At 66.7% G+C, this 14,711-nt stretch carries 16 protein-coding genes; 9 read left to right on the top strand and 7 right to left on the bottom strand.

Going from position 1 to position 14,711, the window contains the following annotated elements:
• Positions 1-12 precede the first annotated feature (12 nt).
• Positions 13-1,467 carry a dihydropyrimidinase gene (gene hydA, locus ACN5KJ_RS18600; RefSeq protein WP_418595459.1) on the bottom strand — a complete coding sequence of 485 codons (1,455 nt, stop codon included), beginning with the start codon at positions 1,465-1,467 and terminating at the stop codon, positions 13-15.
• Positions 1,468-1,787: 320 nt separating this feature from the next.
• A complete protein-coding gene (locus ACN5KJ_RS18595; RefSeq protein WP_418595457.1) occupies positions 1,788-3,038 on the bottom strand; it encodes a Zn-dependent hydrolase in 1,251 nt (416 codons plus the stop codon).
• 151 nt (positions 3,039-3,189) lie between these two features.
• On the opposite strand from ACN5KJ_RS18595, the gene ACN5KJ_RS18590 reads away from it, so the two are divergent.
• Both ACN5KJ_RS18590 and ACN5KJ_RS18585 read left to right on the top strand, forming a co-directional pair.
• The gene (locus ACN5KJ_RS18590) at positions 3,190-3,816 is read left to right on the top strand and encodes a TetR family transcriptional regulator C-terminal domain-containing protein (protein ID WP_418595455.1); all 627 of its coding nucleotides are present in this window, start codon (positions 3,190-3,192) and stop codon (positions 3,814-3,816) included.
• 119 nt (positions 3,817-3,935) lie between these two features.
• A complete protein-coding gene (locus ACN5KJ_RS18585) occupies positions 3,936-4,172 on the top strand; it encodes a hypothetical protein (RefSeq protein ID WP_418595453.1) in 237 nt (78 codons plus the stop codon).
• Positions 4,173-4,251: 79 nt separating this feature from the next.
• Here ACN5KJ_RS18585 and preA read toward each other — a convergent pair whose 3' ends face one another.
• From preA to ACN5KJ_RS18570, 3 genes are all read right to left on the bottom strand, one after another.
• On the bottom strand, positions 4,252-5,556 hold the full coding sequence (preA, locus tag ACN5KJ_RS18580) for an NAD-dependent dihydropyrimidine dehydrogenase subunit PreA (RefSeq protein WP_206564038.1): 1,305 nt from the start codon (positions 5,554-5,556) through the stop codon (positions 4,252-4,254).
• 254 nt (positions 5,557-5,810) lie between these two features.
• On the bottom strand, positions 5,811-7,136 hold the full coding sequence (locus tag ACN5KJ_RS18575; RefSeq protein WP_418595451.1) for an NAD(P)-dependent oxidoreductase: 1,326 nt from the start codon (positions 7,134-7,136) through the stop codon (positions 5,811-5,813).
• A 444-nt stretch (positions 7,137-7,580) separates the two neighbouring features.
• Positions 7,581-8,228 (bottom strand): OmpA family protein, encoded by a 648-nt coding sequence (locus ACN5KJ_RS18570; RefSeq protein WP_418595450.1) that lies wholly within the window; start codon positions 8,226-8,228, stop codon positions 7,581-7,583.
• 230 nt (positions 8,229-8,458) lie between these two features.
• Here ACN5KJ_RS18570 and ACN5KJ_RS18565 point away from each other — a divergent pair, with 230 nt between their 5' ends.
• Positions 8,459-9,640, top strand: coding sequence for a trypsin-like serine peptidase (locus tag ACN5KJ_RS18565; RefSeq protein ID WP_418595448.1), 1,182 nt, complete (start codon positions 8,459-8,461; stop codon positions 9,638-9,640).
• Between the two features lie 150 nt (positions 9,641-9,790).
• Here the strand turns inward: ACN5KJ_RS18565 and ACN5KJ_RS18560 are convergent, their stop codons facing one another.
• Positions 9,791-10,108: a hypothetical protein gene (locus tag ACN5KJ_RS18560; RefSeq protein ID WP_418595446.1), complete on the bottom strand. Its 318-nt coding sequence runs from the start codon at positions 10,106-10,108 to the stop codon at positions 9,791-9,793.
• A gap of 166 nt (positions 10,109-10,274) precedes the next feature.
• Here ACN5KJ_RS18560 and ACN5KJ_RS18555 point away from each other — a divergent pair, with 166 nt between their 5' ends.
• Positions 10,275-10,511 (top strand): DUF1328 domain-containing protein, encoded by a 237-nt coding sequence (locus ACN5KJ_RS18555; protein ID WP_418595444.1) that lies wholly within the window; start codon positions 10,275-10,277, stop codon positions 10,509-10,511.
• A 53-nt stretch (positions 10,512-10,564) separates the two neighbouring features.
• On the opposite strand, the gene ACN5KJ_RS18550 is transcribed toward ACN5KJ_RS18555, so the two are convergent.
• Complete coding sequence (locus ACN5KJ_RS18550; RefSeq protein WP_347166962.1) at positions 10,565-11,374, bottom strand: response regulator; 810 nt, start codon at positions 11,372-11,374, stop codon at positions 10,565-10,567.
• 102 nt (positions 11,375-11,476) lie between these two features.
• Here ACN5KJ_RS18550 and ACN5KJ_RS18545 point away from each other — a divergent pair, with 102 nt between their 5' ends.
• From ACN5KJ_RS18545 to ACN5KJ_RS18525, 5 genes are all read left to right on the top strand, one after another.
• Positions 11,477-11,653: a NepR family anti-sigma factor gene (locus ACN5KJ_RS18545; protein ID WP_347166963.1), complete on the top strand. Its 177-nt coding sequence runs from the start codon at positions 11,477-11,479 to the stop codon at positions 11,651-11,653.
• Positions 11,643-12,191, top strand: coding sequence for an RNA polymerase sigma factor (locus ACN5KJ_RS18540; protein WP_206564030.1), 549 nt, complete (start codon positions 11,643-11,645; stop codon positions 12,189-12,191). Before ACN5KJ_RS18545 ends, ACN5KJ_RS18540 begins: the two co-directional genes overlap by 11 nt.
• A 16-nt stretch (positions 12,192-12,207) precedes the next feature.
• On the top strand, positions 12,208-13,947 hold the full coding sequence (locus tag ACN5KJ_RS18535) for a sensor histidine kinase (protein ID WP_418595442.1): 1,740 nt from the start codon (positions 12,208-12,210) through the stop codon (positions 13,945-13,947).
• A 108-nt stretch (positions 13,948-14,055) separates the two neighbouring features.
• On the top strand, positions 14,056-14,214 hold the full coding sequence (locus ACN5KJ_RS18530; RefSeq protein ID WP_023852579.1) for a YqaE/Pmp3 family membrane protein: 159 nt from the start codon (positions 14,056-14,058) through the stop codon (positions 14,212-14,214).
• Positions 14,186-14,629 carry a DUF4112 domain-containing protein gene (locus ACN5KJ_RS18525; RefSeq protein ID WP_418595440.1) on the top strand — a complete coding sequence of 148 codons (444 nt, stop codon included), beginning with the start codon at positions 14,186-14,188 and terminating at the stop codon, positions 14,627-14,629. Before ACN5KJ_RS18530 ends, ACN5KJ_RS18525 begins: the two co-directional genes overlap by 29 nt.
• The last annotated feature ends 82 nt before the right edge of the window (positions 14,630-14,711 follow it).

The raw sequence follows: 14,711 nt of genomic DNA, 5'->3' as shown, positions 1-14,711 counted from the left end.
CGGTGCCCGACATCACACGCCGCTGGCCGGAATGCCCGAGCGTTCCACCGGGCGCGGCGCGGTCAGGGCTTTCCACTTCGACAGCGCCCTGTTGGTGGGCGTATTGCCGGTCCGCTTGACGAATTCGCCGTGGCCCGCGCGCGACCGCAGCTCTCCGTCGTAGACGGCGACATGGCCGCGGGTCAGGGTGAAGCGCGGCAGGCCCTTGACCTTGTGGCCCTCGAAGACGTTGTAATCGATGGCAGAAACCTGCGTGCCGGCGGTGATGGTCTTTTCCTTCTCGGGGTCCCAGACCACGATATCGGCATCGGCGCCGGGCAGGATCGCGCCCTTGCGGGGGTAGCAGTTGAGGATCTTGGCGATATTGGTCGAGGTCATGGCGACGAATTCCTCGGGCGTCAGGCGACCGGTTCCGACGCCATGGGTCCAGAGCATCGGCAGCCGGTCTTCCAGACCGCCGGTGCCATTGGGGATCTTGGTGAAATCGCCGAGACCATAGCGCTTCTGCTCGGTGGTGAAGGCACAATGGTCGGTGGCCACGACCGACAGGGACCCCGCCTGCAGGCCCGCCCAGAGGCTGTCCTGATGCTTCTTGTTGCGGAAGGGCGGCGACATGACGCGCCGCGCCGCGTGGTCCCAGTCGGGATGGGCGTATTCGCTGTCGTCCAGCGTCAGATGCTGGATCAGCGGCTCGCCCCAGACGCGCTTGCCCTGCTGGCGGGCGCGGCGGATGGCCTCATGCGCCTCTTCGCAGGAGACGTGGACGATGTACAAGGGCACGCCCGCCATGTCGGCGATCATGATGGCGCGGTTGGCGGCCTCGCCCTCGACCTGGGGAGGGCGCGAATAGGCATGCGCCTCGGGGCCGGTATTGCCCGCCGCCAGCAGCTGCTGCTGCAGGTCGGCCACCACGTCGCCGTTCTCGGCATGGACCATGGCGATGCCGCCCAGCTCGCCGATCCGGCGGAACGAGGCATACATCTCGTCGTCCTGCACCATCAGCGCACCCTTGTAGGCCATGAAGTGCTTGAAGGTGGTGATGCCACGGTCTTCGATCACCGTCTTGATCTCGTCGAAGACCTGCTCGCCCCACCATGTCACGGCCATGTGGTAGCTATAGTCGCAATGGGCGAGGCCCGACTTGTTGTCCCACATCTGAAGCGCGTCCAGCAGGCCCTGACCGGGCGAGGGCAGGGCGAAGTCGATCACCATGGTGGTGCCGCCCGCCAGCGCCGCCTGGGTGCCAGAGTCGAAATTGTCGGTGGAATAGGTGCCCATGAAGGGCATCTCCAGATGCGTATGCGGGTCGATCCCGCCGGGCATGACGTAGCAGCCGGTGGCGTCCAGCGTCTCAGCGCCCGCCAGGCCTTCGCCGACCTCGACGATCCGGCCGCCCTCGATCAGCACATCGGCCTTGTAGCTGCGGTCATGGGTGACGACGGTGCCGTTCTTGATCACTGTGGTCATGGGGTCTCTCCTGTCGTTTGTGCCCCGCCGGGGCCGCCGGTCTTCAGCCGACGCATGTCAGAAAATGGTGCCGCCCGTCCCGGCGGTCTTGCAAACGGAAATCCTCGCGGGCGAAGACTTCGGCGGCCGGGAGGCTCTCGGGCCGACCCAAAGGGGCAGCGCCAGGCCCCGGGGCTTCCGCGCCGGGGCGCCAGGGGCCGGCATCCGCGCCAGCCTGGCAACCACTGCAATCCGAAGTCTCATCTCGCGCGCCATCCCGTGTTTCTTCTTGGTCCAAATACCCTCGGGGGTGGGCCCGCAGGGTCAGGGGGCAGCGCCCCCTATGCGACGATCTGTGCCGTCTCGACGACCGCGTGGAACAGCACGTCGGCCCCGGCCCGCGCCCAGTCCTTGCTGATCTCTTCCGCCTCGTTGTGCGACAGGCCGTCCACGCAGGGGCACATGATCATCGCGGTGGGGGCGACCTGGTTGATCCAGCAGGCGTCATGCCCCGCGCCCGAGATGATGTCGCGATGCGCATAGCCCAGCCGTTCCGCCGCCGCGCGCACGGCGCCCACGCAGGTCTCGTCGAAGGCCACGGGGTCGAAACCGCCGACCTTTTCAAAGGCCACCTCCAGCCCCATCTCGTCGCAGATCGCCTGCGCCTCGGTCCTGAGCCGCGCCTCCATGTCCTCGATCACCGACAGCTCGGGAGAGCGGAAGTCGACGGTGAAGACCACCTTGCCGGGGATCACGTTGCGCGAATTGGGGTAGACGTCGATGTGCCCCGCGGCGCCCACGGCGTCGGGCTTGTGGCTCCAGGCGATCTCGTCGACCTTCTCGAGGATGCGCGCCATCCCCAGGCCCGCGTTGCGGCGCATCGGCATGGGGGTCGAGCCGGTATGCGCATCCTTGCCGGTCACGGTGACCTGGGTCCAGGACAGGCCCTGCCCATGGGTGACGACGCCGATCTGCTTGCCCTCAGCCTCCAGGATGGGGCCCTGTTCGATATGCAGTTCGAAGAAGGCGTGCATCTTGCGCGCGCCAACCGCTTCCTCGCCCTTCCAGCCGATGCGGTCGAGTTCGGCGCCGAAACTCTTGCCCGCCGCGTCCTGCCGGGCATAGGCCCAGTCCTGCGTATGCACACCGGCGAAGACGCCCGAGGCCAGCATGGCGGGGGCAAAGCGCGTGCCCTCTTCGTTGGTCCAGTTGGTGACGACGATGGGGTGCTTCGTGCGGATGCCGGTGTCGTTCAGCGTGCGGACCAGCTCCAGCCCGCCCAGCACGCCCAGAACGCCGTCGTATTTGCCGCCGGTGGGCTGCGTGTCGAGATGGGATCCCACGTAGACCGGCAGCGCCTCCGGGTCGGTGCCCGCGCGGGTGAAGAACATGTTGCCCATGGTGTCGAGGCCCATGGTCATCCCGGCCTCTTCGCACCAGCGCCGGAACAGCGCGCGGCCCTCGGCATCCTCGTCGGTCAGCGTCTGGCGGTTGTTGCCGCCCGCCACGCCGGGGCCGATCCTGGCCATCTCCATCAGGCTGTCCCACAGCCGGTCGCCGTCGATCTTCAGGTTCGCTGCCTGAGTCGCCATATCTTTCCCCGTCATATCCGGCCCGTCTTGCGCGGGCCTGTTTCGATTTGACCAATCGGTCAAAACAACGCTAACAGAGGTCGGCATTCAGTCAAGCGGCATGCCGCGCAAAGCGGCATCTGCACGATTACGGGGCGGATCGGGACGGAACATGGCGGATATTTCGGCAAACGGAGCCCCCAAGCCCCCGCAGACCCGGATTCAGCGCCGCAAGCGCGAGGCCATTCTCGAAGCCGGGCTGACGATTTTCTCCGAGGCCGGGTTCCGGGGCGCGACGCTGGACCGGATCGCCTCCGAGGCCGGGCTGTCGAAGCCGAACCTGCTGTATTACTTCGCCTCCAAGGACGCGATCTACGACGCGCTGCTGCACGGCCTTCTGGAAACCTGGCTCGATCCGCTGCGGGCGCTCGACCCCCAGGGCGAACCGGTGGACGAGATCCTCGCCTACGTCCGGCGCAAGCTGGAAATGGCCCGCGATTTCCCGCGCGAAAGCCGTCTTTTCGCAAACGAGATCATCCAGGGCGCGCCGCAGATGCAGGCGTTTCTTGAAGGCGAATTGCGCGATCTCGTGGACCAGACAGCGGCGGTGATCGACGGCTGGGTCGCCGAGGGGCGGCTGGCCGAGGTCGACGCCCGTCACCTGATCTTCTCGATCTGGGCGCAGACCCAGCACTATGCCGATTTCGATGTGCAGGTGCGGGCGGTGCTGGGCGGACAGGATTTCGAAGGCGCGGCGCGGCATCTCGAGACGCTCTTCGGGCGGATGCTGAAGACCTGAGGCCGCGGGGCCGATGGCGGGACGGGTTTGCCCGGAAGCCGCGGCAGGATCCGCGCGTCTGGCGTATTTGGCCGGGCAGGTTAACCGAAGCGTAACCCTGTGGGGGCAAGAATGCGCTCATGCCGACGCTCCGCCTGACCCATCACGCCGCAAACGAACGCTGGCTTGCGCAGATCTTCGACGCCAAGGCGGCGCGCAGGGGCGGCATCGTCCGCCGCGCCGTCCGCGACGTGGAGCGTGAGATCGGGCGCGACCGGCTGAAGGCAGAGGTGGCGGGACCGGGCTTTCACATGATCGAATGCGGCGGGCAGTTCGTGATCATCTGCCGGGCCTCGGACCTCGTGGTGCACGTCTGATCCGCGCGGGGTCAGGCTTTTCGCCGAAAAGCCTGACCGGGCAAGAGTTCTCGTCGAGAACTCTTGCGAGACGGCGCCGTTACTCTGCCGCCTTGGCCATGGGGTTGTTCGGATGGGTCGTCCAGTTGGCGTAATCCGCCTCGACGGTGCGGCCGGTGCGCGGGTCGGTGGCGCCGGGGGCCAGACGCTCCATGGTGATGCAGTCCTCGACCGGGCAGACGTCGATGCACAGGTTGCAGGCCACGCATTCCGCGTCGTTGACCTCGAACACCCGGCCTTCCTTCATCCAGATTGCCTGGTGGCTGGTGTCCTCGCAGGCGGCATAGCAGCGCCCGCACTTGATGCAGGCGTCCTGGTCGATGCGGGCCTTGGTCACGTAGTTGAGGTTCAGGTACTGCCAGTCGGTGACGTTCGGCACCGCCTTGCCGATGAAGTCGGAGGTCCGGGTGTAGCCCTTTTCGTCCATCCATTGCGACAGGCCGCGCTTCATCTCTTCGACCACCTTGAAGCCATAAGTCATGGCGGCGGTGCAGACCTGCACGTTGCCGCAGCCCAGCACCATGAATTCCGCCGCGTCGCGCCATGTGGTGACGCCGCCGATGCCGCTGATCGGCAGGCCCTGGGTCGCGGCGTCGCGGGCGATCTCCGAGACCATGGACAGCGCGATCGGCTTGACCGCCGGGCCGCAGTAGCCGCCGTGGCTGCCCTTGCCGTCGATGGTCGGTTCGGGGGCGAAATTGTCCAGATCGACCGAGGTGATCGAGTTGATCGTATTGATCAGGCTGACCGCATCGGCGCCACCGTTCTTCGCCGCCGCGGCGGGTTTGCGGATGTCGGTGATATTGGGCGTCAGCTTCACGATCACCGGGCGGTCGTAGTACTGCTTGCACCAGCGGGTGACCATCTCGATGTATTCCGGCACCTGTCCCACCGCCGCGCCCATGCCGCGTTCCGACATGCCGTGCGGGCAGCCGAAGTTCAGCTCGATCCCGTCGGCGCCGGTTTCCATCACGCGCGGCAGGATCGCCTTCCAAGCGGCCTCTTCGCAGGGCACCATGATCGAGGCGATCAGCGCGCGATCCGGGTAGTCGGCCTTCACGCGGGCCATTTCCTCGAGGTTGGTGTCCAGCGGGCGGTCGGTGATCAGCTCTATGTTGTTGATCCCCAGCACCCGGCGGTCGGCGCCGTGGATCACGCCATAGCGCGGGCCGTTGACGTTCACGACCGGCGGGCCTTCGGCGCCCAGCGTCTTCCAGACGACGCCGCCCCAGCCCGCCTCGAAGGCGCGGCGGACGTTGTATTCCTTGTCGGTCGGCGGCGCGGAGGCCAGCCAGAAGGGGTTGGGCGAGGTGATTCCGATGAAGTCTGTCGTGAGGTCGGCCATGGTATTTCTCCTCTCAAGAGGGCGCTGCGGCTAGCAGGCGGGAAAGAATGATCGGGCAGTCCGGGCCACCGTCGATCCCGCGCCTGTGGCAGGGCAGTCGAGCGGCAACGATCCGGGAGCGCCAAAGGGGTAGGCATTTCGAAACAGGGGCTTGTGCGCGGAGGTCCGGTTTTTCTCTCGCCGGTCGCCCCGCAGGGCCCCTTTCGGTCAGACGCGTGTCGCCCGCGCCCGGAAGCGCGGGGGCGGCAAGGGATTTATGCCACCAGGGCACGATGGATGTCCTCGGCGGCATCGCGGCCCTCGGCCACGGCAACCACGGTGAGATCCTCTCCCGGGGTGCAGTCGCCGCCGGCCCAGACACCGGGCAGCGAGGTGCGGCCCGCCGCGTCGACCCTGATCTTGCGACCGTCGAGGTCGAGACCCTCGGGCGGGACGAGGCTTTGACCGATGGCGCGGAAGACCTGATCTGCCGGCAGGCGAAGGGTCTCGCCGGTGGGCTCCAGACCCTTGGCGCCCTCGGCCATATAGGCCAGTTCGATCTGGGTCGCCGCGCCATTGCCGTGCACGGCCACCGGCGCCACGTTGGTCAGGATGCGCACGCCCTTCGAGGTGGCGAGGTCCTGCTCGTAGCGGCTGGCGCCCATGCGGTCCTGCCCGCGCCGGTAGGCGATGGTCACGGTTTCCGCGCCCAGCAGGCGGGCCTGCACCGCGGCGTCCACGGCGGTCATGCCGCCGCCGATCACCACGACGTTGCGGCCCACGGGCAGGGCGCCAAGATCCGAGGCCTGCCGCAGCTCGGCGATCCAGGCCACCGCGTCGAGCACGCCGTCACGCTCCGCGCCCTCGATCCCCAGCGGGTTGACGTCGCCAAGGCCCAGGCCAAGGAAGACGGCGTCGTAGTCGGCCTGCAACTGGCCCAGGGTCACGTCGCGCCCCAGCGTCTTGCCATAGTCGACGGAAATGCCGCCGATCTGCATCAGCCAGGCCGCCTCGCGCGCGGCGAAGTCGTCGGTGCTCTTGTAGGCGGCGATGCCGTATTCGTTGAGCCCGCCGGGCTTGGGCCGCGCCTCGAGGATGGTGACGTCATGGCCTTTCATGGCCAGACGGTGGGCACAGGCGAGCCCTGCGGGGCCGGCGCCGACCACGGCGACGCGCTTGCCGGTGTCCGGGGCGCGGGTGAAGGGGTGGTCCTGACGCGCCATGACGCTGTCGGTGGCATGGCGCTGCAGGCGGCCGATCTCGACCGGTTTGCCCTCGGCGGTTTCGCGCACGCAAGATTGTTCGCAGAGCGTTTCGGTGGGGCAGACCCGGGCGCACATGCCGCCGAGGATGTTCTGTTCGAGGATCGTGCGGGCCGCGGCCTCTGGCTGGCCGGTGGAGATCTGCCGGATGAAGAGCGGGATGTCGATCTCCGTGGGGCAGGCGGTCACGCAGGGCGCGTCGTGGCAGAAGTAGCAGCGGTCGGCGGCGACGGCGGCCTCATGCGCGTCGTAGGGCGCGTGCAGATCGGAGAAATTGCGGGTCAGCGTTTCGGCGTCGAGACGCCCCGGGGTGATGCCGGGCGAATGTGGGCTGGGCATGGCGGTTCCCTGTCGGTTTGTTTTTTTGTGGGATCAGAGTGCCACAGTCCGAAATTTTATCAATTGGTAAAATTTTGGGGTGCCGATGGCGGGGATGGCGCGGTGTTCCGATCCGCAGCCCTTGCCCGGTCTATGCGCGCTGCGCGCGGCGGGCCGGGGCGGGACTCGTGGCTGCGCCACATCGCCCGCCCGCCGGCCCTTTGGGGTGGCGGGGTTGGAAAGGCAGCTCTGGTCCCACCCGGGCAAAAGCCCCGGAGCCTGCCCTCGCCTTGCCCTTTCGTGACGAACCCGGCCTTGGGCGCAAGCGCAATAGCCGTATCCCCCTGCGGGGGGCCCTCGGCGATTGCGCTGGCCCCCGGCGGGCGGGCCCGTCCGATGCGGGGCAGGCGACGGCAGGCTCCGGGGCAAGGCGGGTCCGGGGGCTGCGCGGTGCGGTGGCGCGGCTCAGGCGCCGGGCACGAGCACCAGCTGCACCCGGCGGTTCTGCGCCGAGGTCGGGTCGATGGTGTTCTTGAGGCGCGAGAAGCCGACGCCCACCGCCTCGATCCGGGAGGAGGACAGCTGCATGGTCGCCTGCACGTAGTTGGCCACCGCCTGTGCACGGCGTTGCGAGAGGTCGGTGTTGTAGGGGGCGCTGCCGACCGCATCCGTATGGCCGATGAACAGCAGCTGGCTGCCCGCAAGGCGCGGGTCGCCAAGCGCTGTGGCCAGCGTCGAGAGCTTGGCCATGGCCTGTGGTGTCAGATCGTCGGAGTTGTAGGCAAAGAGCACTTCGAGGTCGATCGAGGGCAGCGGTGCCGGGTCGGGGTTGGCGGCGGCGATCCGTTGCTGCTGCGAGCGGTCGATGACCCCGAGGTTGTAGACATCGTCCAGGGTGAAATCCGCGGCATTGCCGAATTCGGCGCTGGCGCAACTGGCCTGATCCATGAGGCAGTCGCGCATTTCGCTGTCCGGCTTTGCCTGTGGCGCCGCTTGCGCCGGGGCTGTGTCGGTCAGGTCGTCGAGCGAGAAGTCGTCCAGTGTCACCGTCGACTGCGCAAGCGCGGCGGCGGGCAGGGTGAGGGCGGCGAGGATCGAAAGGGCTTTGGGCATGGCAGGCTCCCGGAAATGCTGTCGGCATCATGCCGCATGTGCCCCGTTGCGGTCCAGTGGGGGATTTCCTGCCTGCGCGGACCGGGCGGGCTGTTGCGCTCCTGCGCGCGATCCGGACCGGAGGGAACGACAGGTGCCGTTCGATTGCCGGGCGAGGCCACGTCTTTCGATTCAAATAAAACGCAAACTGCGATAGGGTCCGGCCATAGATTGTCGCCCGGAGGATTGTCATGCGCCTTTTGCCGTCTCTTGCCTGTCTTGCTCTCACCTGCGGGGGGCTTGCGACAGGGGGGCTTGCCGGTCCGCAGGCGGGGATCGACAACGAGGTGGCCATCGAGGGCTACAACAACGAGCCGATCAGCACCTATTCCGCCGAGGCGGACTTCGTGAAGCTGGGCCGGGGGGTCGGCCTGTTGCGGATCGAGACCGACGGCGGGACCTTTCCCTGCACCGCTTTCCTCGTTTCCGAGACGCATCTTCTGACCAACAACCATTGCGTCCCCGGCGTGCTGGAGCATCCCGATGTGACGGCCACAGAGATCCTCTCTGTCACCTGGATGGCGGGCTATACCCATCCCGGGATGATCGAGGAAGCCGAAAGCTTCGACGTCGACGTGACGCCGGTCGAGACCTCGCAAGAGCTTGACTACACGGTGTTGCGGGTGCGCGGCGATCCCGCGTCGCGCTACCCGGTGCTGCCGCTGACCGATGCGGTGGCCAAGGAGGGCATGCCCTACTGGATCATCGGCCACCCCAAGGGGGAATCGCAACGCATCAGCCGCGAGGGCTGTCGGGCGGCGCGACCGCCGTCAGAGGGCAACCGGCTGCGGCACACCTGCGACACGCTGGGCGGCAATTCCGGCTCGCCGATCTTCGACAGTTCGGCGCGGCAGGTGATCGGCCTGCACAATGCGGGCAACGACCGTGTGGGGATCAACTTCGGCGTGCCGATGGCGCTGATCCTCGGCCAGTCCGGGGTGTTGAAGGCGACCGCCGCGGCAGCGCCCAAACCGCTGCCGCTGGTGATGTCGCTGTATCCCGAGGTGCTGGGGGTGGGCGAGGAGCTTTCGGTCGCCGCCGATGTGCCTGCGGACTGCACGCCGCTGTTCTACGACGTGGCGCCCAGCGGGCGGCTGGTGCCGCTGCCCAGTGAGATCTTCCAGCAGGTGACGCTGAGCGCGCTGCAGACCCGGTTCCAGACCTCTCCGGCGGCGCAATACGGGCTGGTGGTCGTGGAAGAGGACGAGAAGGGCACGCACAGGCTGGGCTTTGCCTGCGGGCCAGAGGATCAGGATGTGCGCCAGTGGCTGCGCCCGGTGATCGAGCGCGTCATGGGCGGCACCCTTGTCGGAGAGGTGGCGGTCACTGGCGGCACGGCCAGCTTCGCCTTCCGCGCGTTCACGGTGCGCTGACCCGGGGCCGTTTCCCGGGCAGGGCGGCGGGTGTCGCGGGCCATGCCGCTGCGATTGCCCATAAAAAAGGCGGTCCCGAATGAGACCGCCCAGTTGATCTGCTGCGAAGAGTGCCTTTGATCACGCAGAGAGAGAATGTGTTGCGGGCCGTCAGCGCCTGCGCCTGAGCAGCATCCCGAGCAGGACACCGCCACCCAGGGCGCCGGCAATGGCCAGCCCGGGATGGCGACGGATGCCGGTTTCGACCTCGTCCCGCAGGGCCATCGCCCGGTTGGATCCTTCGGCATAGGTGTCGCGGGCCAGCGCCTGCGCCTGGCGGGTCGCGTCGCGCAGCCGCTCTTCTGCCTCGGCGGCGCTGTGGCGCACGGCATCCTGTGCTTCCGCCGCAGCGTTCTGAAGCTGCTTCTTCACCGCCTGGAAGTCGGCCTGGCGGTCGGTCCCGTTGCTTTTCGATTTGCTCAGTGCCATCGGATGGTTCTCCTTCGAGAATGCTTCACCTCGGCAACGCGCGATGGCGCTCCGGGTTCCCTGCCTTTGCGACAAATTCTTCGCGCCGGGATGGGGAACGGCGGGCCGGGCATGGCCGTTCTTTCCCCAAGTGAATGACCAAGTACCAAGTGAAAAGGAGACGACGATGCCTTTCTGGCCATCCGTTCTTCTGGCGCTTGCGGTGGTAACCGGTGTCTTCGGTTTTTCAGGCCTCGGCGCTGCTTCGGCGCCGGTTGCCCAGGTTCTGTGCCTGATCTTCGGGGCGCTCTTCCTCCTGTCGCTGCTGGCGCGGCACCTGAACGGGGGATCGCCATCCCGCCGCAGTCGGCACGAGCTGTACCGCCCTGTCCGCGCCTCGGAACGCTCTGGACTGACACGTTAGACTCGAAAGGCCCGGGCGCGATCCCGGGCCTTTCGTCTGCATGGGCCGACGTCTCAGACCCGCAGGGTTTCCGTCGACGAGAAGAACATCGCCTGACTGACCGCCGAGCGCACCTGCTCGACCGTGTAGGGCTTGGGGATCAGGAAGGCGGGTTCCGGCCCTTCGCCGGTCAGCAGACGTTCGGGGAAGGCGGTGATGAAGATCACCGGGATATCGGGCGAGGCCTTCAGGATGTCGTTGACCGCGTCGATGCCGCTGGAGTTGTCGGCCAGCTGGATGTCGGAGAGGATCAGGTTGGGCTTCTCGCGCTCGAACAATTCGCGCGCGCCATCCGCGGTGCGGGCGACGCCGGTGACGCGGTGGCCCATTTCGGAGACGGTCGATTCGAGGTCAAGCGCGATGATCGCCTCGTCCTCGATGATCATGACAGAGCCGGACAGCGATTTCGCCATCTCGGCATAGGCGATATCCACGAGCTTCGAGGCCTCGTCCTCGGAGAGGTCCAGGATCGTGGCGACATCGCCCATGGGGATTTCCTCGATGGTGTGCAGAAGCAGCGCCTCGCGGGTGCCGCTGGTGAGGCCGGCGAGATGCTTCTGGGCCTGCCCGCGCAGCCCATCCTCTTCGGTCTCCATCGAGCCGCCGGAGGTCGACCAGATGGTATGGAAGACCTTGAAAAGAGACACTTTTGCGGGGGCGCTGCGATCAAAGGCAGAGGGGTCTGTCAGGATCGCTTCAAGCGTGGCCGCCGCATAGCCATCGCCGCGTGTCTGGGAACCGGTCAATGCCCGGGCATAACGCCGAAGGAAGGGCAGTTGCGCACCGATCTGCTCTGTCAGTGTGCCGGTTGTGGCGTCGGTCATAATTTTCGTCCCATTTTTTCGGTCTGTCACGGAACCAACATGGATATCCCGGGTTGGTTCCGCGAGAATGTGTAAAAAATCAACGCAGGCCCAGCCCCCCTAATGACCCAAGCAAAGAAACACACACGGCTTCAGGACGAGATCGACGAAAACCTTCGCCGCGCCTACAACGATGTTTTGAAAGAGGATGTTCCCGACCGCTTCACGGACCTGCTGAACCAGCTTCGCGCGCAGGATAACAGCGCGTCGTCCAGCGGGAGCGGTGCAGATGGCAACTGATCCCCGTGACGAGATCGTCACCCACCTCAACGCCATGCGCGCCTTCGCCATGAGCCTGACGCGCAATTCCGCGCTGGCCGATGACATGGTGCAGGATGCGGTGGTCAAGGCCTGGACCAAGATCGACACCTTCCAGCCCGGCACCAATATGCGGGCCTGGCTGTTCACGATCCTGCGCAACACCTATTATTCGCACCACCGCAAGGCCCGCCGCGAGGTGTCCGACAGCGAGGGCGAGATGTCCGCGCAGCTGGCACAGAAGCCGGATCACGACGGGCGTCTGAACCTGCGCGACTTCCAGACCGCCTTTGCGACCCTCAGCGACGAGCAACGCGAAGCACTGATCCTTGTGGGCGCCTCGGGTTTTTCCTACGAGGAAGCGGCAGAGACCTGCGGCGTCGCCGTCGGCACGATAAAGAGCCGGGTGAACCGCGCACGGGCGCAACTGTCCAAGTTGATGCATCTTGAGGACGACGTGCTCGAGTTGACCGATAGCGTGACCGCGGGCATCGTGTCGGACAACCAGAGCGCCGCTTAGAATAGGAGCGCGGTGGATGAACCGTGTCTCGACCTTCGGGAAACGCATTTCGACAAGGCTGGCGTTGCTGCTGACGCTGGCCTTGTTGCCGCTTGGCCTGATTTCGCTTTACCAGACCCAACAGGTCATCGACGATGCGCAGGATGTGACCCGCGCCTCGCTGATGTCCGAGACCGTGGCCGCCAGCCATGCCGGGCGCGAGCTGATCCAGCAGGCGCTGGGCGCCGCGCAGGGCCTTGGCGCGGCGGTGGTCGGCATGCCGGTGGACAGCTGCAACGCCGTGATGCAGGAATTTGTCCGGTCGCATGAAACCTTCAGCTTCGCCGGGCTGATCACGCCGGAGTTGCAGACCGACTGCAATTCCGCCGCCACCCCCACGGACGTCTCGCAAAGCCCGACGATCCTGGGCGCCGTGGAGGCGAAGCGGCCCTATGTGGATTTCACCATTCGCGGCACCTATTCGGGCGAGGCGGTGACCGTTGCGGTTCAGCCGATCCGGCGCGGCGAAGAGCTCGTGGGGATGATCTCGATCTCGATCCCGCACCGGATCATCAGCGCGCTGATTGCCGAGGCGTCGAGCGTCGAGACCGTGCGCATCGCCACGATCAATTCGAACGGCGATATCGTTGTCGCCAACAATACCGTGAAAGAGGCGCAGGGGTTCCTGCCGCGCGACATCACGAACCAGGGCCTGTCCGAGCTGCGCGACGAAACCTTCGAGGCGGTCAGCAACGATGGCGAGCGCCGTCTTTACGCGGTCAGCTCGGTGCTGCCGCAAAGCGTCGTCATGGTGGGAAGCTGGCCGGTCGAGGACGGCGAAACCGTGATCGGCGGGTTGCAGTCGGGCCTGGCGCTGGTCTTCCCGATCGTCATGTGGATCGCCGGGATCGCGGTGGCCTATGTCGGCCTGCAACGGCTGGTGATCCGGCACGTCAGCGGGCTGCGCTCGGCGATGCGGCGCTTCGCCCTGGGCGACCGCACCGTGGCCGCCCTGACCCTGGACGACCCGCCCGAGGAACTGGCCGAGGCGGCGCGCGCCTTCAGCCGTATGGCGCTGATCATCTCCGAGGCCGAGATCCGCCAGCAGAAGGACCTTCAGGACAAGGAGGTGCTGCTGAAAGAGGTGCACCACCGGGTGAAGAACAATCTTCAGCTGATCGTCTCCATCATGAACATGGAAATGCGCAACGCCGAGACCCCCGAGGCGCGGCGCATGCTGCGCGGGCTTCAGCGCCGGGTGCGCGGGCTCGCCACGCTGCACCGCACGCTCTATGCCTCGCCCGACATGACCACGGTCGACGGCGGAGAGCTGGTGCGCGCGGTTGTCGAGGACGTGGCGCAGGTGTCGCTGCCGCCGGATGTGTCGCTGTCCGTGGACGTGATCCCGGCCGACCTCTACCCCGATCAGGCGGTGCCCCTGTCGATGCTGTCCGCCGAGGCGCTGACCAATGCGGTCAAATACGTGGGTCGTCCGGCGGACGGATCGGACCCGCGCATCTGCGTGTCCCTTGTGCGGCTGGACGACGGCGACCGGCTGCGGTTGCGGATTGCCAATACCAAGGGTGTGCCGGTCACCGTGCAGAACGAGGAAGGCCCGGGAACAAGCGGGCTTGGGTCGCGGCTGATGAAGGCCTTCGTGATGCAGATCGAGGGCGAGGCGGAGGTTGTCGAGGACGAGGGGCAATACCTCTACGACGTGGTCTTCTCGCGCCGCGAATTCGCAAGGGATGCAGAAGGCCGCCGCGCCGCGGCCTGACAGCGGCGGCGTCGCAACAGGGATCCTCTTTCGAACCGGGTATGGCGGGCATGCGGGAACAGCCGCCCCGCCCCGGCGTTCGTCCCTTGAACAAAGGGATAACGCACCATGGAACTTCTGAAAATCATCGCCGCCATCCTGCTGCCGCCGCTGGGCGTCTTCCTGGAGGTGGGCATCGGAAAGCACTTCTGGATTAACATCCTGTTAACCATCCTTGGCTACATTCCGGGTATCGTCCATGCCGTCTACATCATCGCACGCCGCTGAAACCGGCGTGCAGGACAGCAGCCTGCACGCCCCTGAAACTGCCGTCCGCTTGCGCCGGGTCGAGAAGCTCGCCAACTGGATGGACGCCGGATACCGTGTTCCGGTGCTGGGCATCCGCTTTGGCTGGGATAGCATTCTCGGTCTCGTTCCCGTGGTGGGCGACGTGGTCGCGGCGCTGCCGTCGCTGTGGATCCTGACCGAAGCGCACCGCATGGGCGCCCGCCGTGGCACCCTGCTGCGCATGGCCCTGAACACCTGTGCCGATGTGATGCTGGGCTCTGTCCCGATCCTCGGCGACCTTGCCGACGTCGCGCTGAAGGCAAACCGCCGCAACGCTGCCCTGTTGCGCCGGGACATGGCGCCCGGACCGCGCGCCCGGACAGCGCCGCGCCGCTCGACCGTGGAGCTGGAATAGACGGGCAGGGGGGAAGGCTCTGCCGCGCTGCGGCACCATCCCGGGAACCCGAGCGGTCCGGGGGCGTTGGGCAGATTGCAAC

The sequence above is a fragment of the Ponticoccus sp. (in: a-proteobacteria) genome, assembly GCF_048381735.1.
The sequence above is the reverse complement of the archived record's forward strand: the minus strand, read 5'-3'. Positions and strand labels throughout refer to the sequence as shown.